Source organism: Sporosarcina obsidiansis (assembly GCF_009651005.1).
Lineage (GTDB): Bacteria > Bacillota > Bacilli > Bacillales_A > Planococcaceae > Sporosarcina > Sporosarcina obsidiansis.
Genome location: NZ_WHVW01000002.1, coordinates 142,676 through 166,480, shown reverse-complemented (window position 1 = coordinate 166,480; position 23,805 = coordinate 142,676). Strand labels below are relative to the sequence as shown.

The window sequence follows — 23,805 nt, the reverse complement described above, 5'->3', positions numbered from 1 at the left end:
GATAAGGTGAATATAGTAAACGATTGGGGTTTTGCTAATGAAGAATAATGAAGAGTTCGTTCAGTCGGTACATCCTAAAGGACAAAAGGGTTGCGATAGTTTTCATGGAACGATCGAGTTCATTGGGAAGCGATGGATGGGAATTATCATTTATCATTTATTGGACGGACCGAAACGGTATCATGAGTTATCTTCTGAAATAATAGGGATTTCGGATCGACTTCTGACGGAGAGACTTCGTGAATTGGAAGTTCATGGACTCGTGATGAAGAAAAAATCTGATCCAGCAGTTAGAAAAGTGGAGTATGAGCTAACTGCTAAAGGAAAAGAGTTGGAAAAAATTATTCATGCCATTTTTGAATGGGTGAAGAAAAATGGCTGTTGTGATGAGGAGTGAGTTATTTGATTAATCAAAAAGCGAAAAGATTTAAAGGGATTCCATTGTCTGTATTGGATTTAGCGATGATAAATGAAGGAAGTAATGCGGGGCAATCTTTTAAGAATAGTGTTGATCTTGCGCAACATGTGGAAGAATGGGGTTTTAATCGCTATTGGTTGGCGGAGCATCATAATATGCCGGGAGTAGCAAGTTCTGCCACATCCGTCATTATTGGTCATGTAGCAGGGGAAACGAAAACGATTCGTGTCGGTTCTGGCGGGATCATGTTGCCGAACCATGCACCGCTCGTCATTGCGGAGCAGTTTGGTACGCTCGATGCGATGTATCCTGGCAGAATAGATCTTGGGTTAGGTCGTGCGCCGGGCAGTGACCAAGCAACGGCCTATGCATTACGACGTACGTTGCATAGCAGTGGGGAAGATTTTCCACAGCAAGTAGAGGAATTACGATCGTATTTTTCTGCTGATCCTACTGCCCGCGTTCGTGCGTTTCCAGGAGCAGGACAGGATATTCCCATTTGGTTACTTGGATCAAGCGGCTTCAGTGCACAGTTAGCTGCACAACTCGGTTTACCATTTTCTTTTGCCAGCCATTTTGCGCCAGCTTATATGATGCAAGCGTTGCAACTGTATCACCAAAACTTCCGTCCCTCAAAAGATCTTCAAGAACCGTATGTCATGATGGGGGTCAATTTGATCGCAGCAGATACAGATGACAAAGCGAACTATTTAGCAACATCTATGCAGCAACAGTTCTTGAATATTCGTCAAGGCGTGACTACGCAGTATAAACCGCCAATTGATGATATTGATTCGGTCTGGTCGGAGTATGAGCAAACAGCGGTCGCTCAACAATCAGAAGCTCCATCCGTCATCATCGGAGGCCCTGAAACGGTACGCCGTAAGCTGGAGGAATTCGTAGAGATGACGAAGGCGAATGAACTCATTATTAGTTCAGGCCTTTTCCATCATGAAGATCGACTTCGTTCGTATGAGATATTGAGTGAAATAATGGATTGAAAATACGATCACTTGTAAAAAATCATGTGTGTTATTTCCCATGAATGCATAAAAAAGAAAGATAGGCTGTTGTAGAAAGTCCATGTGACTTTCTGCAACAGCCTGTTACATTTTATTGAGCTTCAATTTCTTCAGTTAACTGCTCGATTTGATCGATCAGATCACCAATATATGCGATGGTGTCACGTAATGGTTTATCGGTCGTAATATCAATACCTGCCATGTTAGCGAGTTCGGCTGGTTTTTTGGAACCACCCGCGCGTAACACCTCAAGCCAATCTTCAACAGCTGGCTTGCCTTCATCTAGCACGCGTTTCGCCATCTCCGTAGAAATCGTCAGTCCAGCACTATAGGTGTACGGATATAAGCCCATATAATAGTGTGGCTGGCGCATCCACGTTAGTTCAGCACCTTCATTAAGTGTGACGGTATCGCCCCAGAATTCTTCCAGTACACTGCGTTTTAAATCATTTAATATCGTGGCATTGACGTTGCCGCCCTCATCTACTCGTTCATATACTTTGCGCTGGAAAGCTGCTTCTAGTAAATGCGTGACGAAGTTGTGGTAGTATGTGCGCGAAATGATGGAAGCGAGTACCCAACGTTTGAATTTCGGGTCGTCCGAGTTTGCAAGCAAATGGTTAGCCATCAGCATTTCATTCATCGTAGAGGGTGCTTCGATAAAGTAAAGAGATGCGTTGGAATTAAATAGATTCTGTTCGCGATTTGCATGGTAGTAGTGTCCTGCATGACCCAGTTCATGTGCCAACACAAAGACGTCTTCCATGCTACCTGTCCAAGAAATCAAGATAAAAGAATTACTGCCATATGGGCTTGCGCAAAATGCACCTGTAGATTTTCCTTTGTTTTGCGCAAAATCAATCCAACGCTCCGAATAGGCACGGTTAACCATACTCAAATATTCTTCTCCCATAATAGCGAGTGCATCGTCTATATAAGTTTTGGACTCTTTTACCGTGATACTCGGCTCGTATAAAGGGTCAACTGGCGTTTTGAGATCTGCGAAAGTCATTTCATCTAAGCCATAGATTTTCTGAAGTAGCTTCGCGTATTTTCGCATATGAGGTGCTAACTCTTCCATGATGACATCAATTTGACGATTGTACATTGATCGATCCACATCCTGATCAACTAACAGATAGTCAATCACAGAATCGTAGCCGCGCAAATCAGCTGTCGTTTTTTCCGCTTGTATATGCATATCATACGTTTTCGCTGTCGTATGTTGATATTCTCTCAATTTACATGAGAATGCTTGGAAAGCAGCACGTCTTTTGGCGGTATCAGGCTCTGATTCCCAAGCCCCTTCAAATGAAACATAGCTAAGTGGATAGTCTGTTCCATTCACTGTGAAATGTGGAAAGTGGATATCTGCCAGTTTCGTCGTATTGTATAAAGCGTATGGTGCTTCAAAAGTGGAGGAGAAGGCAGCGAGTGTTTTCTCTACTTCTGGGTGTAACTGATGTGGTTTTTGCCTGTAGATTTTTTCGAATAACGCCTCATAGTCTTCTGATTGCTCACTTGCCTGCTGTAGTGTCTCTTCCGATAGTTCAGAGAGCTCACTCATAACGAATGAAGTCTGGCTTCCGATCTTGGCAGCTAATGATCCGAATTGACTTTCCCTCATTTGGGCTTCATCATTTGTCAGGTCCACGCTAGCTGCCAATGAAGCATAATTACCGATCGGAACCATTTTTTCTTGCAAGCTCCGGTATGCATCCAATGCTTTTATAGCAGAATTCGCATCTTGTATGGTCCCTCGGTAGCGTTCTGCAAATGCAGTTGCTTGCTTTTCTACGTCTTGAACTGCTTGCTGATAGGCTGTTTCATTTTCAAATAAAGTCTGTAAGTTCCAAGTTTCTTGTTCATTCACTTCTGAACGTAGTGGTAAGCTTTTCACCAATGTGAATCTCTCCTTAAGTTCAATTATTCGGCTACCGAATTAGGATTAGTATAGTATAGATAATGGCGTTAGTACAAAATTACGGTTTATTGGAAAGGATGAATTCCATTAACCAGTCTACTTGGAGAGGTCCATTGACAACTTCGTAATACAATCTATCATTTTGAATCAGAATGCCTTCTTCTATTAGAATGGTCATACTGTTTCCGGACTCGTCATGAAGATGGATGGTGAAGATGGGCTGATCATCAAATAATTGCAGTGTGTCCGGATCAATCCGTTCATAGTCATAAGCTTGTAGAAATTGAAGTAGACGATCGACTTCTTCAGCTTGATCTACTTTCCAAGTGACGGGCGGCCGGTCATGGAGGCCAGGTTGTTGAAAGGTAATAGAGGAATATGGAGTTCCATCCGGTTCTGTGTACAACCATTCTATGGGTTGGAAAGTAGATTCCTTCATCGTTTGAATCATGACATAGAAACCACAAGACATTAACAATGCAAGTAAAACGGCACGTAATTTCATTGAAATTCCCTCCTTCTACATAACATACGTTTCTTGATAGTATATGAATCCTTCTAGTACTATACGCAAAGAAAGGTTGATTAAACTGTGTGAATCTACGGTTGTACTCGATATTTCAATTTTCGGAATGTATAATGGAGAGACCGAATGCAAAGGGAGGGTCTTTCATGAAAGAATATATAATGCACGCAATTCAGGATGAGTATCCGGATGACTTTTCGTGGTGTTTTGGCTGTGGTCGATTAAATGAAAAAGGGCATCATTTCCGGACAGGATGGGAAGGGGATAAAACGGTGACTTATACGTTGCCTTCGGAAGCTTATGCAGCGATCCCGGGATTTGTCTACGGTGGCTTTTTGGCGTCGTTCATGGATTGTCATGGAACAGGTTCCTGTTCACTCGCGTTGCATCGTAAAAATGGTTATGAACCTGGAGATGGAAATATTCCTCCACGATTCGTTACGGCTTCATTGCAAATTACATACAGCAAGCCGACGCCACAAGGACAGGTATTGAAAGCGGTGGGGCAGGTCACGGAGATCCACCCGAAAAAGTGGAAAGTGAACGTAGAAATTTTTGCAGGTGACGAATGTTGTGCGGCAGGAGAGGTAGTCGGTGTCGTCATGCCTCCTACATTTGCGAAATAAAATTGACAACTAGATAAGGTGTGAACAGATGGTATGAAGAATTCTTCAAAAGCTGTAGCCGCTACAAATCCTGTATATCCAATTATGATTGCGATCGGGATTTGCCATTTATTCAATGACACGCTACAGGCAGTTATTCCTGCAATGTTGCCAATACTTAAAATAGAACATGAATTGTCTTTCAAGCAATTAGGTTTTATTGCGTTTTCTCTGAACATCGTGGCCTCATTGTTACAACCAGTTGTTGGATATTTTAGTGATCGCAAACCGAAACCTTTTGCTTTGCCGTTTGGTATGACGTTCTCGTTGGTGGGGATGGCAGGCCTCGCGTTAGCACCAAGTTATTGGCTGATCATCATATCGGTTCTCTTTCTGGGGTTCGGTTCTGCCGTATTCCATCCTGAAGGCTCCCGTGTTTCATTTTTGGCAGCCGGTGATAAACGAGGGTTATCACAGTCTATTTATCAAGTCGGCGGAAATTCTGGGCAAGCGCTCGCTCCTTTAATTAGTGCCTTTGTTCTTGTTCCTCTAGGTCAAATTGGAGCAGCTGTTTTCGTCTTGGTTGCAGCAGGAGGAATTGCTTTGCTTTACCGAATTTCAGTTTGGTATAAGAAGCAATTGGATGAGGAACGTTTAGGTAAACGAAAGAAAGTATTACTGTCCACGATGGAGAATTTAACTAAAAAACAAGTTACAATTGCACTCCTTTTATTAATGATTATTATTTTTGCACGTTCATTTTACGTGACGAACATTACGAGTTTTTATATATTTCATTTGATGGAAAGCTATGGGTTGACAATCAAACATGGTCAGCTTTATATCTTCTTATTCCTTGCGTTAGGAGCAGTAGGGACGTTTTTTGGTGGCCCGATGGCGGATCGGATGGGCCGGAAAAAGGTAATTATACTATCGCTTGTTGTGCCGTTACCTCTTTGCCTTATGCTGCCATATGCTCCACTTTGGGCTGTCATACTTCTTCTACTAGTCATTGGATTTTTCATTATGCTCAGCTTTTCGGTGACGGTGATCTACGCTCAGGAGTTGGTGCCTTCTAAAATTGGCACGATGGCTGGACTGACAGTAGGATTGGCCTTCGGTATGGGAGCAGTTGGTGCAGTCGCCATTGGGTTCTTAATGGACTCAATTGGGATTTACCAAACCATGATTATTACTTCATTCTTGCCATTCATCGGATTAGTCGGTTTAGGATTGCCTCGTGATCAGAAAATCCAAGCATCCAATTAGTCTTACTTGAAGGTCTGTGGTTCATCCACAGGCTTTTTTGATAGTGGTCAGATTGACAAGCGCACACCAAGCAAGTAGAATCAATAAATCTGAACATGTAAATGGGGGAACAACGTGCAAATAGCACAACGAAAGAAACTATATATTTTGATGGTGAATATGTTTATTGCAGTGGGGAGTTTTGGGATTATTATTCCGATTTTACCTGCTTATTTAGTATCGATCGGTCAGGCAGGTACAGCGGCAGGGCTGATCATTGCATTATTTGCGGCGGCACAGTTCGTCATGTCGCCAATTGCAGGAAGATGGGCTGACCGTTATGGAAGACGAGTAATGATCATTAGCGGGTTGAGTGGGTTGGCAATTTCGATGTTTGTATTTTATTTTTCCGATTCCATCGCGGTGCTGTATTTATCTCGTGTAATTGGGGGAGTCGGGGCGGCATTGCTAATCCCAGCTATTTTCGCCTATGTTTCCGATATTACGACGATGGATCAACGGGCCAAAGGGAATAGTATGATTTCCGCAGCGATGTCACTCGGCATTGTGATCGGCCCAGGAATTGGAGGATTTCTTGCAGATTATGGCTTGAAAGTACCTTTACTCGTCTCTGCACTTGTCGGTGTACTGGCTGTTGTTTTCTCTGCTGTCTATTTGAAGGAAAGCATGGACACGAAACCGGAAGTGATGATGAAAAAAGAGTCAATGATCATGGAAGTACGCAATTCATTTGGGAAACCATATATTATTCCACTTGTCATTACATTGGTGATGAGTTTCGGTTTAATGGCATATGAGTCTGTTCTTGGTTTATATATTGATAATTCATTCGGTGCTACGCCTAAAGATATCGCGATTATGGTAACGGCTACGGGGATTGTTAGTGTCATAATCCAGTTGTTCGCGGTTGATTGGATTGTGCGCAAAATCGGAGAATTAAATGTATTAACTGGATTTTTAGCAGTCGCGGCTGGTGGTTTTTTACTGTCTGTATTAGCGAAAAGTTATGAAATGTTCTTTGTCGTGACGATGATTATTTTTCTTGCCTCCTCCATTTTGCGTCCTGTCTTAACCACGTTAATTTCCAAGTTAGCGGGAGATGAACAAGGCTTTGCGATGGGAATGAATAATTCTTATATGAGTATCGGAAATGTGGCAGGACCGTTGCTTGCTGGAGTTCTTTACGATGTGAATCATGATTTTCCATTTTTGTTGGGATTGGCAGTGCTTGCATTGACTTGGATAGGCACGATGTTCTGGAGAAAAAGGACAGCCATCAAGTTTTAATGAAATTAATAGTATAATACCGATTTTGTTACTAGGAATACTAACCTTCTATTTGTTATACTAGTTTCACAAATGAAAAAGAAGGTGAGCGCAATGAAAGTGGTAAATAATATGGCAGAGCTAATTGGTGATACGCCATTAGTGAAAGTGCGTACGCTAGGCGATCCAAATGGTGCAGCGGTTTATGTCAAACTCGAATATTTTAACCCGAGCAGAAGTGTCAAAGATAGAGCGGCTTATCAAATGCTGGTAGAGGCTGAAAAAAGTGGTGTGCTAACTCCTGGTGCCACAATTATTGAACCGACGTCTGGCAATACGGGGATTGGTCTTGCAATGAATGCAGCAGCGAAAGGCTACCGTGCAATTTTTGTCATGCCTGACAACTCGACGATGGAGCGCATTAATTTGATGAAAGCATATGGTGCGGAAGTCGTGCTAACACCAAGTGCCGACCGGATGCCAGGTGCGATTGCTAAGGCCAATGAAATCGCAGAATCGATCGACAACAGTTTTATCCCGATGCAATTTGAAAATGAAGCGAACCCAGATAGTCATCGGCATACGACAGCCGTTGAAATTATCCAATCGATCTCTTCGATTGACCGCAAGTTGACTGCTTTCGTCTGTACTTCCGGCACGGGTGGAACAGTAACAGGCACGGGAGAATCGTTAAAGCAGCATGATCCATCTATTACCGTTCATGTTGTGGAGCCTGCCGGATCACCGGTATTATCAGGTGGCCAGCCTGGAAAACACAAGTTGGTCGGAACAAGTCCAGGATTTATTCCACCGGTCTTGAATACGGAAGTATATGATGAGATTTTCCGTATTCAAGATGATGAGGCATACACAACCGTTCGGCAATTTGCGAAACACGAAGGGGTCTTGCTAGGTCCTTCTGGTGGCGCATCATTGTATGCGGCATTACAAGTGGCTAAACGTCTAACACCTGAAGACACCGTTGTGTGTATTGCACCCGATTCAGGAGAACGTTATTTATCAAGTGATTTATTTCAATAATTATCTTCTGTTCTCGAACCCCTTCTCTGCTAAGTAGAAGGGGTTTTTACTCGTCTAGCAATTCCTTGGTTGTACGTGATTAATAAACTAATTCACAATTTTAAAAAAGAAAATTAAAATTGTGTTGACAAATCATATCGGAATGGTAGATTATATACATAGCAAAGCATATAAATATACTAGGGATTAGAAGATGAGGACTATAAAAGAGAAATTGACTACTAGGGGGAATCGATATGTACTTATCAATCAAAGGGATCGAAAAAAGCTTTCCCCATAAAGAAAAAGGAACTGTAAAAGTGCTAGATGGCATTGACCTGGAAGTAGAGAAAGGGCAGTTCGTCTCCATTGTTGGACCATCAGGTTGTGGGAAATCCACGATGCTCTATTTGATTGCTGGTCTTGAAAAAGCAGATGAAGGGGAAATTCGCATCAATGGAAATCAAGTGACCGGTTCAGGTTTAGACCGTGTCGTGGTCTTTCAGGAAGCAGGACTCTTTCCTTGGCTAACAGTGCTCGATAATGTGACGTATGGGTTGCTACTCAAGAAGATGCCGAAGAAGGAAGCAGAACAAAAGGCAATTGAGATGCTCAAAATGGTCCATTTAGGAAACTATATTCATGCATATCCACACCAGTTATCAGGAGGCATGAAACAGCGGGTATCCATTGCTAGAGCGCTTGTGATGGAACCAGACATTTTGCTAATGGATGAACCTTTCGCGGCATTAGATGAACAGACACGCATGGTCTTGCATAAAGAGTTGCTAGACATCTGGAGAAAAACGAAAGTTACGATTTTCTTCATTACACATAATATTCGAGAAGCTGTGTTACTGTCGCAAAAGATCGTAGTATTTGCCACACGACCTGGAAAAATTAAAGCGATATTCACATCAAAAGATTCAAAAGATGGCGTTGTGCCGAGTGATGTGACACTGCAGCTAGAAAAACAAATCTTAGCTGAACTACAAGACGAGATAGAGAAAGTGTTGAAGGAGGAGATGGGCGATGACTACAGCTTTAAGACGAATAGTGTTTCTCGGGATACTAGTGGCGATATGGGAAGTCACATCTAGACTATCGGATTTGCCGGATTTCATGTTTCCGAGCTTCACACAAGTGATGATCACATTATTTTCAGGACTCATCTCTGGTCAGATTCTTGTAGCGATTGGCGCAAGTCTCAGTCGCTTACTCATCGGTTTTACGATTGCATCCATTCTCGGTCTAGTACTTGGCTATTTGATTTGGCGTTACAAACTAGTGGAAGATACACTAGGCTTTCTCGTAACGGCATTGCAGTCGATTCCAAGTATTGTCTGGTTTCCGCTAGCCATCATCTGGTTTGGACTGAATGATTTTGCTATTTTATTTATCGTCACGTTAGGAGCCACTTGGACGATGATCGTGAATGCGACGAGTGGATTTAAAAATGTGCCGGTATTGTATCAACGAGTTGCGAAATCACTTGGATCGGGTGGGTTTCACTTTTTACGGACTGTCATTTTACCTGCTTCTGTTCCCCAGCTCATTTCGGGTTTACGCATTGCTTGGGCTTTCTCCTGGCGCGCACTGATGGCAGGGGAATTGCTTGGTGCTGGGGTAGGGCTTGGTCAACTACTGGAAGCAGGTCGAGCACTCGGTCAAATGGATCTTGTTATTTCTGTCATGATTATCATTGGTGTGATCGGAACGATTATGGATAATGTATTATTCTTGCGATTAGAACGGAATGTGGAACGAAAATGGGGTATTCGAGCTTAATTAGTTCATTTAAAAAGGGGATAGAGAGATGAATAGAAAATTATTGGGTATATTGCTTACTGTTTTGGCGCTAGTTGGGATTTTGTCAGGTTGTGGGAAAAAGGATGAAGCAGAAGCTGATAAAAATGAAGTGAAGATCGGTTACTTCCCGAACTTAACTCATATTGCAACAATTATTGGCTTGGAGAACAATTATTTTGCAGAGGAATTTGGAGAGGATATCAAAATCTCTACGAAGACGGTAAGTAATGGTGGACTCTTTATGGAGGCAATGGCTACTAATTCTATTGACATTGGAACTGTTGGACCTGGACCAGTTATCAACTATTTTGTTAAGGATCCAAAATATCATATCGTGTCAGGCGCAGTGAATGGCGGTGCGGTGTTGGTGGCAAGTGGCCATAGTGGTATTAAAGAATTAGCGGACTTGGACGGCAAGAAAATTGCTATTCCTGTTATCGGAAGTACGCAAGATGTGATGTTGCGCAAAGCGTTAAAAGACGTGAATTTGAAAGCAAAAGCAAATGGTGGAACAGTAGATTTCTTCGCGGCAGCGCCAGCTGATACAGCGACTTTGTTTATTCAGAAATCAGTAGACGGTGCGGCTACTCAGGAACCATGGGGCTATATTTTACAAAACCAAGCAGGTGGTAAGCTATTGTTAGATTGGGAAGATTTTGCTTGGGGGAGAGAGTCCACCAATACGGTCGTTGCGACAAGTGATAGTTTCTTACAGCACGAAGATTTGGTTACCGCATATTTAACGGCGCATGCGAAAGCGGTACAATTCGTACGAGATCAACCAGAAGAAGCGCAGGCACTTGTCGTTAAACATATTAAGGAACTAACCGGTAAAGAATTAGGTAAAGAAGAAGTAGAGGCAGCATTCAGTCGAATTGAAGTAACAACAGAAGTTAATGAAGATGTCTTGCAGGAAATGGCTGATATCAGTAAGGAAGCAGATTATATTAAAACGAATGAAATTGATGGGTTGATTAATTTAGAGACGATTAAACAGATTACAACGAAATAACAAGAAAGTGAGTGTCCATAAGGGATGCTCACTTTTTTCATTTCGATAGAGTTTTGTCAAACTTTGTGAAAACAATTCATGTTACTATACAGGTAGAACATAATTTCGCTTAATGAAAGGATGAGATCATGTGCTGGCTGATTTATTGAAGGAATCCAAGCGGGCGATTGTCTATACAGGTGCGGGAATGTCAACGGAAAGTGGATTGCCGGATTTTCGTTCGGCTCGTACGGGTATGTGGGAAATGGAAGATCCATCGAAAGTAGCGAGTGTAACGGCACTCAATCAACATGTGGAGCGGTTTTTTCAGTTTTATAAGAAGCGAGTGTTGGCCGCCAAGGAAGCTGGTCCCCATGAGGGTCACCGCATTTTGGCGAACTGGGAAGAGCAAGGATTGATTAGCGGTATCATTACGCAAAATGTCGATGGCTTTCATACGATAGCAGGATCGGAGAATGTCATGGAACTGCATGGAACATTGCGGAACGTACACTGTGAAAGTTGCGGGAAGGTCTACAGTAACGATCGTTATGAGCGTGATGAATTTTATTGTGAGTGTGGTGGCAAGCTTCGTCCATCTGTTGTTTTGTTCGGAGAAATGTTGCCCGAAGAGGCGTTTCTACAAGCGATATTCGAAAGTGAAAAAGGAGACTTGTTCATTGTTCTTGGATCATCTTTAACCGTTTCCCCAGCCAATCAATTTCCTATGCTGGCTAAGGAACACGGTGCGAAGTTAGTAATTATTAATATGGAAGAAACTATGCTAGATGATATGGCTGATTTGGTCGTCAACAGCAGGAAGATAGGCGAAGTGCTTCGTGAGGCAAATGATATGCTATCAAGAAAATTCTAAAGAACTTTAAGATTCGCATTCAGACTGGCGATTGAATACCACTCATTGTAACTGTCCAGTCTGTGCCGATGCCGATCTGGTAGGCGCTAGCAAAAGAGCCTTGATTGATTGCTATGCCGACATTGTGTAGGGAGTTAATATACACAAGTGCCTCGCCAATGCGGAGGTCTGCAAATGATCTACCGAAGACGAGTGGGTTTTCATAAATAGTGCGTCCATTGGAGGAAATTGTGACATGTACAGTTTCTCCATATTGTTCGACGAGCTGTTTGAATAGTGATGAATCAATATTGGTCCACAAGTTACCGAAAGGTCGATCGATACTATCAATCATTCCAATTAATTGTCCATTTGCTATAGTTGGATCCTTTGTAGGCAATTCCATAATGGAATTTAATTCGACAGGAGTTCCCACTTGTTCAAATGTTATAGCATTTGCAGCTAATCTAGCTCCTGTATAGGCATAGATATCTCGGCCGTGAAATGTATGGGATTCAGATGAATTTGGCAGTCTGTTTTCTTCGGCGTTCAATAGTCTTGCAGTTTTCAATAATCCTTTTTTCTTCAAGTGTGTGAGTGTTCCGTTGTCAGGCGTAACGATCAAATGTCCTTGAACTGTTTCGACAACCACGCTGCGCCGTTCGGAACCTACACCTGGATCGACGACAGATACAAATACCGTTCGTGGCGGCCAATATTGGATAGTTTGCAGTAAACGATAAGAGGCTTCCCAAATATGATATTGAGGGATTTGATGGGTGATTTCATAGAGTCTAAGTGAAGGATCCACCGTTGCTGCCACGCCATGCATGGCACTGACAGCCCCATCAAAACGACCGAAGTCGGATTGAAAAACGAGTAAACCAGTTTCCATATTGTTCGCTCCTTTGTCTTACAAACTTTTTACGAGTTAACTAAATATAGATGGTTATCTAATAAAAGTCAAAAAACTCACATATTTCAGAGAGGTTGATGAATTTGAAAATCTTCCATACAGCTGATTGGCATTTAGGTAAGCTGGTGCAAGGTGTCTATATGACAGAAGATCAACGTTTTGTTTTACAAGCATTCATTGAAGATATCAAACGGGAGAAGCCTGATGCTGTCGTCATTGCAGGGGATCTATATGATCGGGCCATACCGCCCACCGAAGCAGTTGGATTACTGAATGAAGTATTGCAGGAGATCGTGATGGAGCTACATACACCTGTTATAGCAATCGCTGGTAACCATGACAGTCCAAGCCGGCTTCATTTTGGCAGTCCATTCATGAGAGAGCAAGGTTTATACATAACAGGGGAATTGTCTGCAGACTTACAGCCAGTTGTGTTGCGAGATGCGTTTGGAGAGGTGCATTTTCATCTAATTCCCTATGCAGATCCATCTATAGTATGCAACAAATTGGAAGATAATTCGATAACCAACCATCAGCAAGCAATGCGTGAAATTATAAATCGGATAAAAAAAACGATGGATCCGCGGGCAAGACATATATTCGTTGGACACGCTTTTATTACCCCACATGGTGAAAAGGAGGAGAACACGAGCGATGCAGAGAGACCACTTTCGATCGGTGGTGCAGAATACGTGTCCTCTGACTTATTCGACCCATTCCATTATACTGCGCTCGGCCACTTGCATCGTGCACATTTTGTTGGCACAGAGACGATTAGGTATTCAGGTTCTCCTTTGAAATACTCCATTGCTGAAGAACATCATGAGAAAGGCTACCTCATCGTCAATTTGCATGGGGATGGTCAAGTGGAGGTAGAGAAAAGATGCCTAATTCCAAGACACGACGTGCGCACAATTGAAGGCACGATGGAAGATTTGCTTGTTCAGGAGCCAAACGAAGATTATGTATTTGTGAAATTATTGGATAGCGTACCGACCATCCAGCCGATGGAAAAAATTCGCTCGGTCTTCCCAAATGCCATGCATATTGAACGGAAACTCCTTACATCGTCTGCAGAGGGAATTGGGGCTGTAGTTAATGTCCAAAAGCGAGAAGATGACCGCGAGTTGTTTGCATCGTTCTACAAGGAGCTGCAAGGTGAAGAAGCAGATGCTGAAACAGAAAAATTGTTTGCGGAAGTTTTATGGGACGTCTTGAATGAGGAGGACAGAGAATGAAGCCTATTACATTGACTATGACAGCGTTTGGACCGTATAAAGATACAGAAACCGTGGATTTTCGAGATTTAAAAGATCACCGCTTATTCGTCATTTCTGGCAAGACAGGAGCGGGGAAAACAACGATATTTGATGGGATATGCTTTGCTTTGTACGGACAAGCGAGCGGAGAAGATCGTACCGATACGAAAGCATTACGTAGCCAATTTGCGGATGACTCTGTTCAGACGACTGTAGAACTAACATTTGATATTCATCATCGAAGATTCCGAGTGCTACGACAGATACCTTATAGAAAACAAGGCAATAAATCGGATACCTTAGGGCGCTGTGAGTTGCATGAAGTAAAAGACGAGCAATTGATCCCTGTGGTCGATCGGCAAATCGTAACGGAAGTAAATGAAAAAATCGAGCAACTACTTGGATTTAGCCATGCACAATTCAGCCAGATTATGATGTTGCCACAAGGGGAATTCCGTAAATTCCTAACATCTGATACCGGCAATAAAGAAGCGATCATGCGTAAAATCTTTAAAACGGAACCTTATCAGAAAATCGTTGATCGATTAAAAATGAAAAAGGATGAAGCAAACGCGGATTATCTACGTGAGAAACAAGTGAGTGATGCGATCCTCCATCAGATTCCGGCGAAGTTACCAACCCGTGACGCTTTGCTGTTTACTGAACTAGCATCAGAGTACCCGAATTTCCACCGGTTGATTGCAGGATTGCAAGAAGAACATAGATATTATCAAGCGCAATCGGTTGAAAAACATGAAGAGTATACGCGGCTTTACAGTATCCATAATGACAAACAAAAAGAACTGCATTCAGCCCGTATGATCAATGAGCAATTTGAAAAATTACGGCTACGGCAAAATGAGCTGCAACAGGTACATGCTCAACGTAACGAAATGACCTTGTTAGAACAGCGTCTTCGAGCAGCTGAACGCGCAGCTCGTTTGGAAGATTTGGAGCAACAAGTGAAATCGAATGAAGTTGAATGGAAAAGGAAAGAACAGAGGTATCATGAGGCAGCCGGCTTGCTTTCAGATGCCAATAAACAACTTGCCGCCGTGACAGTATCTTACGAACAGGATCAAGCTCGTGAACAGGAGAGAACTGCAGTAAAGGAAGAGTTGCTTCATTTGAATACACTTCTCCCAATCGTTTCGGGGCTCAACGAACAGCAAAGCAAATTAGCTATTCTGCAGAAAAAAGTTGCACAATTTGATTTGCAATTGAGACAAAATAACCAAGAACTTGAACAACAGCAAGCTATCATTAGTACACAGAAAAAAGAAATAACAGAACTGGAAAGCGCGCTGGAGGATTATGAGCTTCATCTGGATGAGTTATCGACCATTACAGCGATATCAAGACAAATGAAGACCTATCATGAAATGGTTCGCAAATTCCAACGAGTCAATATTGAATACGAGGGCTCTAAAGAAAAAGTAGACCAGTTGGCAGTAGCTTATCACGAACTCGAAAATCGTTGGATCGGAAGCCAAGCTGTGATGCTTGCAGCTTCATTACAAGATGAAGACGCTTGTCCAGTTTGCGGCAGTACCCACCATCCAGCGAAAGCAGTTGCTAAGGAAGAACAACAGATTACAAAGCAACAGTTGGACAAAGCGAAGCAAGAATGGATAACTATTGAGCAAGATTTCCATGCGAAGCAAGCCGAAAGACAGCAAGTTAAACAAAATTTAGAAACTATCAAACTTGATCTACAAGAACAACAAGTCGAATTGGAACGTGATTATAGAACGGAACAGGTCGAGCTTGAAAAAAAAGTCGCCATGTTACGAAAGAATCGTGATGTACTAAAGAAAAAAAGAGATATGTATACCCAAGCAGAAATTGCTATGTCCGAACGATTAATCGCAATAAAGGACTTGGAACAGCAACTAAATACTGCTAAACGTGAATTGGAAACAAAGCAAGCGATTTATGATCATACGATTTCATCTGTACCTGAAGGACTAAGAGTGCTTTCAATATTGCAGGAGCAAATACGAGCGAAAGAAACTGTAAGCTGGCAGTTGGAAGAGGCGTGGAAACAAGTTCAGCAACAATTACAGGAAGCGAATACGCTGCGAACTCAGATGGATTCACGTGAGCAGATGGAAAAGCAAGCGGTAGCAGAAATAAAAGAAAAATTAAATCAAAGTCGGGCTATATTTACAAAGCGAATGGAGGAAGAAGGATTTGCAACCGAGGAAAGTTATTTGCGAGTGAAACTATCTCTAAGTAACCGACAAGAGATTCAACAAAGTTTGCAAACGTATGTCCAAACCCTTCATACCTTACAATCGTCTGTGGAAGAAATAAAGCAGTCCATTGAAGGCAAACAGCCAATCGATATCCAGGCAATGGAGCAGCAAGTGGTAACTCTTAAAGTACAATATGAACAGGCTTTTGGACTTTACAACCAATCGCAGGCAAGGGAACAGTCAGCGGAAGAATTGTATAGTCAATTGAAAACAAGCAAAGCACGTGAATTAGTACTAGAAAAAACTCACGGGAAAATCACAAATCTATACGATATTGTCCGAGGGCAAAACAAGTTGAAAATTTCCTTTGAGCGATTTATTCAAATTGAATATTTGGAACGTATTATCCAAGCGGCCAACATTCGATTACGCGAATTGTCAAATGGACAGTATGAATTAATTCGCAGTGATCGCCAGGAAACTAGAGGGAAGCAAAGTGGCCTAGGGATCGATGTCTATGATGCTTATACTGGTCAGACACGAGATGTCAAAACATTATCTGGCGGAGAGAAATTTAATGCTTCGCTTTGCTTGGCGCTTGGAATGGCTGATGTGATCCAAAGTTTCCAAGGTGCTGTCCGAATGGAGACAATGTTCATCGATGAAGGTTTTGGTGCTTTGGATGAAGAAGCCATTCAAAAAGCGATTGATACACTGATTGCTCTTCAGCAATCAGGAAGAATGATCGGAATCATTTCACATATAGATGAGATGAAAGAAGCGATTCCTGCCACATTGCAAGTAACTAAATTAAAAGAAGGGTATAGTAAGACCAAATTTGTACTAAACTAATCAAGTAAGAGACAATCATAAAAAATGATTTGACTGGCCACTAGTTCGGTCAGTTTTTTCATGTTTTATAAGTGTAGTATTTCTAAAAAAATAATGATAGCGATTACATTTTTAAAGAAAATAAGTAGTCAGTATGTTAGCAATAGAGCCAAAAATTAAATGATTACGCAGCCTGTTGATTTTCCAAATGATCAGGCGTAATATTAGAATTCGTAATATATTGCATACACAAAAGTATGATCGATTGTAGGAGGATTTTTAGTCATATGGAGAAAAAATTATCGTTTTCATCAAGTCTCGTCATAGGCGTTATGTTGTTCGCCTTGTTTTTTGGCGCGGGGAATTTAATCTTTCCAGCAGAGCTCGGTCAGCTCGCAGGAGATCATATTTGGAAAGCAATGCTAGGCTTTTTATTTACAGGTGTCGGCTTACCTTTTTTAGGGATTTTAGCTATTGGTTTTTCAGGAAGTAAAGATTTACAGGATTTAGCGAGCCGTATTCATCCAATCTATGCGGTACTATTCACATCGATATTGTACTTAACAATTGGTCCGTTTTTTGCAGCACCTCGGACAGGAGCTGTGGCATTTGATATTGGAGTTGCTCCTTTTTTAAATGGATTTTCTGTTGATTTGGCACGTTTTCTTTTCACTGCTTTGTTTTTCGGCATTAGTATGTGGCTGTCATTGAATCCAGCGAAAATCGTAGACCGAATCGGAAAATATTTATCACCTTTGATTATTATATTGTTAATCGGTTTAATTGCATTAACTCTCATCAATCCGATGGGTACGATACAAGCACCGCAAAAACCATACATCGAAGCACCGTTCTTCACAGGTTTCCTAGAAGGATATAATACAATGGATGCACTCGCTTCGCTTGTTTTTGGAATCATCGTGATTAAAGCGTTGCATGCAATGGGCATAACGAATAAGAAGCAAATTTTGACGTCCACTGCGAAAACGGGGTTTGTGGCTGCTGGTTTTCTAGCTATCATCTATCTGGGAATCGCGTATCTTGGTGCTACATCGGTTGAATTATTCGGCAATTTGAAATCTGGGGGAGCAGTCTTGAGCCAGACGGCATCTCATTATTTCGGATCGATTGGCTTGATATTGCTTGGCGTAGTCATCATGTTGGCGTGTTTAACAACGGCGATCGGCTTACTAACAGCTTGTGGGGAATATTTTCATTCCATTATTCCAGCTATCAGCTATAAGCTGTTCGTCATCATCTTTTCAACGTTTTGTTTGATAGTGGCTAATTTTGGGTTGGCGAATATTATTAACTATTCTTTACCGGTTCTTGTGTTGCTCTATCCATTAGCCATGGTTTTAATTTTATTGACATTTCTCGGCCCTCTATTTCGGCAATCAAGAATTGTTTATAGTACAGCAACGGTTACGGCCTTTCTCGTCAGTTTTATAGAAGCCTTAGTAAAGTTTTATTCACTAGTGGAAAAACAAGTGCCTAGTTGGCTTACTGCAGTAAATGAGGCGTATAAAACATATATCCCATATTATGAACAAGGCATCGGCTGGTTAGTCCCTGTTTTGATTGTAATAGTTATTACAGGCAGTATTTCAGTTTTGTCTAATAAAAGTACCTAAAGCAAAAACAGGATCCGAATCGTTTTCTTTCGGGTCCTGTTTCTATTTTTTTTAATCTAGTCGTGCTAGATGAGCTATTATTAATTATGAATCCTCATCCTCTGAAGAATAAAACTCCTCAATTGCTCGTAACCAATTTTCACGCATGACGTTCGTTACTTGCTCACCATCACGTTTACTCATTAAATCAATTATTTGTTCGTGTTCTACAATCGATTTTGTTGTTAATATAATGGAATTGTGGAAGAACAATCTGCGTACATGCGCCTGCAATGATACGAGCATAGAAGAAATATAAGGATTGTCCGCAGTATCTACGATAATTTGATGAAATTTCTCATCGATCTTTAATGCTTGGAAATAGTCCTCTTTTTCAACTGCTTGTGCAAAGCGTCTATTCGTTTCTCGTAATTTCTTTAGTATATTCTCTGTCAAGTTTGGAATAGAAAGCTCAGCTGATAGAGCTTGTAACGCGGCCAATGGTGGCAATAGATCAGAGATGGTTTCCCGATCAACGGCGGTTACTTGCGTTGCTTTTCCAGGGAACATCTGAACAAATCCTTGAACCTCTAAAAGCTGAAGAGATTCACGTATTGGAGTACGACTGACGCCTAGCGCCTCCGCAAGTTCTACGTCATTCAACTTTTCACCAGGTTGTAACGTACCATCGATAATCCACTTTTGTAATTGACTAAACGCGTTTTCCTTTGCCGTTTTTCGGACAGGTTGTGCGTGATTCGTTGGTATAGGCAAGATTTTACACCAGCTTTCTCTTTTATATGTCTATTATAACAAGAACTATTTTACTTTTAACTGATATACAATATACTACATCTTTTTGGTGTTGTTTAACAGTAGGAAATAGGATCGGCTAAAAAAGTGAAAAATCAATAGGAATATTTGGAAGAACATAATAAAATTTTAAAGTTATTGAAAATTGTTCTTGTAACTTTAATACGCTTTTGATAGATTAATGTTTATACCAAGTCGCTGTATCTTAGTAAATATAATTTTACAAATCTTCTAAAAAAGGTATTGCAAATTAAGTAAGTCTTTGGTATTGTTTACATGTGTACTATAACAAAAAAAGTTCTTTTTCCGCTGTGGCATAATTTTTATTTATCATTTCATTGAAAGCGGTTTCAGATGGGATGGGGGAGATCAGTTAATTCGTTTTACTTAGTTAGATAAAATAGAAGGGGGATTAACAAATGAGCAAACAAGCAACACGTGGGAAATCCACGATAGACTATGAGAAAATTGTCGAAACAGAAGATTTTAAAGCTTTAATTAAACGGAAAAAGAATTTTTCTAGACCATATGTCATATTCTTCTTTGCAGCGTATTTCATACTTCCGCTTTTAACGGGTTATACAAAAATTTTAGAAACAAGAGCAATTGGTTATATGACATGGACATGGGTTTATGCGTTTTCAATGTTTATCATGGTATGGGTGTTCACTTCCATTTATATGAATAAAGCTAAACATTTTGATACAGATGTAGATAATATTATAGAAAAAAACGTTTTAAAATAAACGTCTTAAAACAAGGGGGTTCTGCAGATGGATTTTATTTCGTATCTAATATTCTTTGCGGTTATTGCATTGACGCTTTATATTACATGGTGGGCTGCAAAGCAAACAACTACAGCAAGTGACTTTTATACGGCTGGTGGATCATTGACTGGTTGGCAAAATGGTTTGGCAATCGCTGGTGACTACTTATCAGCTGCTTCTTTCCTTGGTATCGCAGGTGCGATTTCACTTAACGGTTTCGATGGTTTCTACTATAGTATAGGTTGGCTGACAGCTTATCTAGTCGTATTATTCCTAATCGCTGAGCCACTTCGAAATCTAGGTAAATTTACAATGGCCGATATGATCGGTGCTCGCTTCGGTGCTAAAAAAGTTCGTGGAGCTGCTGCATTAAACACAATTACAATTGTTATGTTTTACATGCTTGCACAATTAGTTGGTGCGGGTGCGTTAATTAAACTACTTTTCGGTATTCCGTATAATGCTTCCGTTTTAATCGTAGGAACAATGATGTTAATTTATGTTTTATTCGGAGGTATGACTGCGACGAGCTGGGTACAAATTATTAAAGCATTGCTTTTGATGGCAGGTACGATCATTATCTCGTTCCTAGTACTCATGAAGTTCAACTTTAATTTTATTGGTATGTTCGATGCGATGAGAACAGCTACTCCACATGGAGAAGCATATCTTCATTCGGGGGTCGTCTATAAAGATACGATTGGTCTCATTTCAGTATTGCTAGCACTTGTTTTAGGTACAGCTGGTCTTCCGCATATCTTGATGCGCTTCTTCACCGTTAAAGATGCGAAGACTGCACGTTCTTCTGTAATTTATTCTGTTTGGATTATTGGTCTTTTCTATGTACTAACAATTTTCCTTGGTTTTGGAGCTGCTAAATTTGTTGGGGCAGATGCAATTATTGCGGAAAATGCTGCCGGAAACATGGCTGCACCAATGTTAGCCGGTGTTCTCGGTGGTAATGCGCTTGAATCTTTCGTAGCAGCAGTTGCATTTGCAACAATTCTAGCAGTTGTTGCAGGTCTAGTACTTTCTGGTGCATCTGCAATCGCTCACGATCTTTATGGTCAAGTTATTAAAAATGGAAATGTGACAGAGAAACAGCAAGTGAATGCTGCGCGTTGGGCTTCCATTGGAATCGGTGTATTCTCTATCATTCTAGCACTAGGCGCTGAAAAATTAAACGTTGCATTCCTAGTATCGTTAGCTTTCTGTATAGCAGCCTCTGCTAACGTTCCGACAATTCTTATGACAATTTATTGGAAGCGTTTTAATACGACAGGCGCTGTTACATCTATGTTATCGGGGTTAATCGTCGCGCTGGTACTTGTGGCAATGAGTCCAAGTGTATGGAACCCAGTTGAAGGAGCTGCATTATTTACAGGAGAACCAATCTTCCCGTATGCGCTTCCTACGATCTTCTCTGTTCCAGCTGGTTTCATCGGTGCATGGCTTGGTACGGTTTTAAGTGCGAAGCGTCATGAAGAGCTTGAAGTTTCGTATGCAGAAGTCCGTTTCAAGGCGGAAACTGGTTACAAAGAGCTTGATAACTAATTAATTGTAAGAAATTTTAGAGTTGCGCTTCCTCTTCTACTAGTTTGTCAGAAGAGGAAGCTATTTTTATGTACTGAACTGTTTCACATGTTAATAGAGTAGAAAGAGTCTATGGATGTCAAACAGTTACTAAGTTGTTTAATCCATTCGAGTCAAACATAAGAGGAGGTTTTGGAGTGCTGCAGACGATAAAAGATCGTGCATTGTATGAAAGAATCCATAAAAATCCTTTGTTTGTCGATACGACAGAAGAGGAGTTTGACAACTTATTGATGGACTGCAAATTAAAGATTTACGAGAAAGCCGAGAAATCAAACTACTTTAAAACTCCGCAAGAAGGATTGTTGATCATTTTGCAAGGGTCTGCTGAAGTCCACATAGAAGGTCAGGATGGAAGTTCCGTCATGTTGGAAGTTCTTCAGGAAGATGAAATCATCGGTTTTTCCAATTTTGCTTACTACTTAGGTGAAATGGCTCGTCCGCTTGATAAACACCATATCGATATGGAAATTGCAGAGAACTCCATCTGTCTTCAGGTTCCATATGAAGTGATCAAACAGCGAATGGATGATCAGCAGGTAAGAGATTATGTCTTACGTAAGATGTCATTGCGTCTTGCAAACGTTTATACTTCGCTAGGCGAGCAAGTCCGTTTAGCGGATGAGTATGGGGAAAGTGAACCATATGTGCGTCGAGTGCAGGATTTCATGAATAGTCCGGTCGTTACGATTCATGCGGAGGCAGAAACGAAGGAAATTGCAGAGTTGATGATCGGTAAATCTGTCAGCTCCGTCATTGTAACGGATCAAATGGGTAAATTGCTCGGAATCGTCACTGAAAAAGATTTAGTGGAACGAGTGATAGCTGGTGGAGGTTCCTCATCAGAATTATTGGCTAAGGATATTATGACCAAGAAACCTCATACTGTAAGATTGACGGACTATTATTATGAAGCGCTAACGAAATTCTATAAACATGGTATAAAACATTTGCCAGTCGTGAAAGCCGGCAAACCAGTAGGTATTGTGACGTTTGCTACGCTGATTACAAAACGTGATCGAAACTCCATGAATATTTTGCGGACGATTGAAGAATCTTCATTTGAGAATTTACCGATTGTGAAAGCTGCAATTTACGATGTGCTATCTAATTTGATTCATGATGAAATCTCCACAATCCATACGTTGGAAATCATCACGAAATTCTATGATCGTCTAGCCAAGCATTGTGTCATGCTCGCTGTTCAATCTCTTGAAGATAAAGGGAAAGGCTCGCCGCCCGTGCCTTTCGCCTGGTATCAGATGGGAAGCGGTGCGCGAGGAGAACAATTCATGCTCACCGATCAGGATCATTTCCTTGTGTACGAAGACGTTTCGTCAAACGAAGCACAACAAGTTGCAACATATTTTCAACATCTAGGGAATGAAATTGTCGTTCATTTAGAACAGGCGGGGTATACTAGATGTAAAGGATTTATGATGGCAAGTGAGACGCAATGGCGAGGAACGTTGAACGACTGGAGAGAGCGTCTTCGTCAATGGGCGCTTCAGTCGACGCCTGAGCAGATCTTACTAGGCTATAACTTTTTATCTTTTAGATTCCTTTATGGCAACTCCTCCGTGAATGATCGCTTCATTACTTTGGTGAATGGACAACTACGGAAATCTTCTACGTTCATTTATTACATGGCGCAACAGGAGAGGGAGAAACCGATACCTCAATTGCAACAGAATTTCCTAACATTATTTAGAGGACGTAGCAAAGCAGATATCATTGATATTAAGAAACATGCATTGTTTCCGTTGCATCATTGCCTGCAAATATTAGGCGTCAATAATGGGATTATCAATGCGACTCCATTGGAGATCATTGCTACGTTACAGAAAAAGAAAAAATTGACTAAGGATTTTGCGGATGAAGTACGTCATGCGTATGAAATATCATTAAGTATTCGAATTTCCATGTCATGGGAAAAACATTTGCGAAATGAAGCGATTTCTACAGAAATAGATTTGAGAAAACTCCGTCGTTGGGAACTAAATGAATTACGAACCACTTTAGATACGGTCAGAGCGCTTCAAGCACATTTATTATCGAAATTATAAATTATTATAGACGAAGGTCTCTATGTATTTATTATGCACAATGTAC

20 protein-coding genes are annotated in these 23,805 nt (G+C 41.2%); 16 read left to right on the top strand and 4 right to left on the bottom strand.

The window, feature by feature from the left end; all coding sequences use genetic code 11:
• The first annotated feature begins 37 nt into the window (after positions 1–37).
• The gene (locus tag GD002_RS02380) at positions 38–397 is read left to right on the top strand and encodes a winged helix-turn-helix transcriptional regulator (RefSeq protein WP_153730730.1); all 360 of its coding nucleotides are present in this window, start codon (positions 38–40) and stop codon (positions 395–397) included.
• A 5-nt stretch (positions 398–402) separates the two neighbouring features.
• Positions 403–1,419 carry an LLM class flavin-dependent oxidoreductase gene (locus tag GD002_RS02375; RefSeq protein WP_194841438.1) on the top strand — a complete coding sequence of 339 codons (1,017 nt, stop codon included), beginning with the start codon at positions 403–405 and terminating at the stop codon, positions 1,417–1,419.
• Between the two features lie 112 nt (positions 1,420–1,531).
• On the opposite strand, the gene pepF is transcribed toward GD002_RS02375, so the two are convergent.
• Positions 1,532–3,340: an oligoendopeptidase F gene (pepF, locus tag GD002_RS02370; RefSeq protein ID WP_153730940.1), complete on the bottom strand. Its 1,809-nt coding sequence runs from the start codon at positions 3,338–3,340 to the stop codon at positions 1,532–1,534.
• Between the two features lie 82 nt (positions 3,341–3,422).
• Positions 3,423–3,869 carry a hypothetical protein gene (locus tag GD002_RS02365; RefSeq protein WP_153730728.1) on the bottom strand — a complete coding sequence of 149 codons (447 nt, stop codon included), beginning with the start codon at positions 3,867–3,869 and terminating at the stop codon, positions 3,423–3,425.
• A 167-nt stretch (positions 3,870–4,036) separates the two neighbouring features.
• On the opposite strand from GD002_RS02365, the gene GD002_RS02360 reads away from it, so the two are divergent.
• From GD002_RS02360 to GD002_RS02325, 8 genes are all read left to right on the top strand, one after another.
• Positions 4,037–4,516, top strand: coding sequence for a PaaI family thioesterase (locus GD002_RS02360; RefSeq protein WP_153730727.1), 480 nt, complete (start codon positions 4,037–4,039; stop codon positions 4,514–4,516).
• A gap of 33 nt (positions 4,517–4,549) precedes the next feature.
• The gene (locus GD002_RS02355; RefSeq protein WP_153730726.1) at positions 4,550–5,764 is read left to right on the top strand and encodes an MFS transporter; all 1,215 of its coding nucleotides are present in this window, start codon (positions 4,550–4,552) and stop codon (positions 5,762–5,764) included.
• 114 nt (positions 5,765–5,878) lie between these two features.
• Complete coding sequence (locus tag GD002_RS02350) at positions 5,879–7,051, top strand: MFS transporter (protein ID WP_153730725.1); 1,173 nt, start codon at positions 5,879–5,881, stop codon at positions 7,049–7,051.
• Positions 7,052–7,144: 93 nt separating this feature from the next.
• A complete protein-coding gene (gene cysK / locus GD002_RS02345; RefSeq protein WP_153730724.1) occupies positions 7,145–8,071 on the top strand; it encodes a cysteine synthase A in 927 nt (308 codons plus the stop codon).
• A gap of 236 nt (positions 8,072–8,307) precedes the next feature.
• On the top strand, positions 8,308–9,150 hold the full coding sequence (locus tag GD002_RS02340) for an ABC transporter ATP-binding protein (RefSeq protein ID WP_153730723.1): 843 nt from the start codon (positions 8,308–8,310) through the stop codon (positions 9,148–9,150).
• The gene (locus GD002_RS02335; RefSeq protein WP_153730722.1) at positions 9,083–9,838 is read left to right on the top strand and encodes an ABC transporter permease; all 756 of its coding nucleotides are present in this window, start codon (positions 9,083–9,085) and stop codon (positions 9,836–9,838) included. Before GD002_RS02340 ends, GD002_RS02335 begins: the two co-directional genes overlap by 68 nt.
• 28 nt (positions 9,839–9,866) lie before the next feature.
• Entirely contained in the window at positions 9,867–10,871 is a 1,005-nt protein-coding gene (locus tag GD002_RS02330; protein WP_153730721.1) for an aliphatic sulfonate ABC transporter substrate-binding protein, read from the top strand.
• Positions 10,872–11,001: 130 nt separating this feature from the next.
• Positions 11,002–11,724 (top strand): NAD-dependent deacylase, encoded by a 723-nt coding sequence (locus tag GD002_RS02325; protein ID WP_153730720.1) that lies wholly within the window; start codon positions 11,002–11,004, stop codon positions 11,722–11,724.
• Between the two features lie 19 nt (positions 11,725–11,743).
• On the opposite strand, the gene GD002_RS02320 is transcribed toward GD002_RS02325, so the two are convergent.
• Entirely contained in the window at positions 11,744–12,598 is an 855-nt protein-coding gene (locus GD002_RS02320; RefSeq protein ID WP_153730719.1) for an SAM hydrolase/SAM-dependent halogenase family protein, read from the bottom strand.
• Positions 12,599–12,702: 104 nt separating this feature from the next.
• Between GD002_RS02320 and GD002_RS02315 the strand changes: the two genes are divergently transcribed.
• From GD002_RS02315 to brnQ, 3 genes are all read left to right on the top strand, one after another.
• Positions 12,703–13,857 carry an exonuclease SbcCD subunit D gene (locus GD002_RS02315; protein WP_153730939.1) on the top strand — a complete coding sequence of 385 codons (1,155 nt, stop codon included), beginning with the start codon at positions 12,703–12,705 and terminating at the stop codon, positions 13,855–13,857.
• Positions 13,854–16,928 carry an AAA family ATPase gene (locus GD002_RS02310; protein WP_153730718.1) on the top strand — a complete coding sequence of 1,025 codons (3,075 nt, stop codon included), beginning with the start codon at positions 13,854–13,856 and terminating at the stop codon, positions 16,926–16,928. The genes GD002_RS02315 and GD002_RS02310 overlap by 4 nt, the downstream gene beginning before the upstream one ends.
• A gap of 266 nt (positions 16,929–17,194) precedes the next feature.
• On the top strand, positions 17,195–18,541 hold the full coding sequence (brnQ, locus tag GD002_RS02305) for a branched-chain amino acid transport system II carrier protein (RefSeq protein ID WP_153730717.1): 1,347 nt from the start codon (positions 17,195–17,197) through the stop codon (positions 18,539–18,541).
• A gap of 84 nt (positions 18,542–18,625) precedes the next feature.
• On the opposite strand, the gene GD002_RS02300 is transcribed toward brnQ, so the two are convergent.
• Positions 18,626–19,294 carry a GntR family transcriptional regulator gene (locus GD002_RS02300; RefSeq protein WP_153730716.1) on the bottom strand — a complete coding sequence of 223 codons (669 nt, stop codon included), beginning with the start codon at positions 19,292–19,294 and terminating at the stop codon, positions 18,626–18,628.
• A gap of 458 nt (positions 19,295–19,752) precedes the next feature.
• On the opposite strand from GD002_RS02300, the gene GD002_RS02295 reads away from it, so the two are divergent.
• The 3 genes from GD002_RS02295 to GD002_RS02285 all read left to right on the top strand — a co-directional run bounded on the left by GD002_RS02295 (position 19,753) and on the right by GD002_RS02285 (position 23,759).
• Positions 19,753–20,079, top strand: a complete 327-nt coding sequence (locus GD002_RS02295) for a DUF485 domain-containing protein (protein ID WP_153730715.1) — start codon at positions 19,753–19,755, stop codon at positions 20,077–20,079.
• Positions 20,080–20,106: 27 nt separating this feature from the next.
• Positions 20,107–21,654, top strand: coding sequence for a solute symporter family protein (locus tag GD002_RS02290; protein ID WP_153730714.1), 1,548 nt, complete (start codon positions 20,107–20,109; stop codon positions 21,652–21,654).
• A 176-nt stretch (positions 21,655–21,830) separates the two neighbouring features.
• Entirely contained in the window at positions 21,831–23,759 is a 1,929-nt protein-coding gene (locus GD002_RS02285) for a DUF294 nucleotidyltransferase-like domain-containing protein (protein WP_153730713.1), read from the top strand.
• Positions 23,760–23,805: the final 46 nt, after the last annotated feature.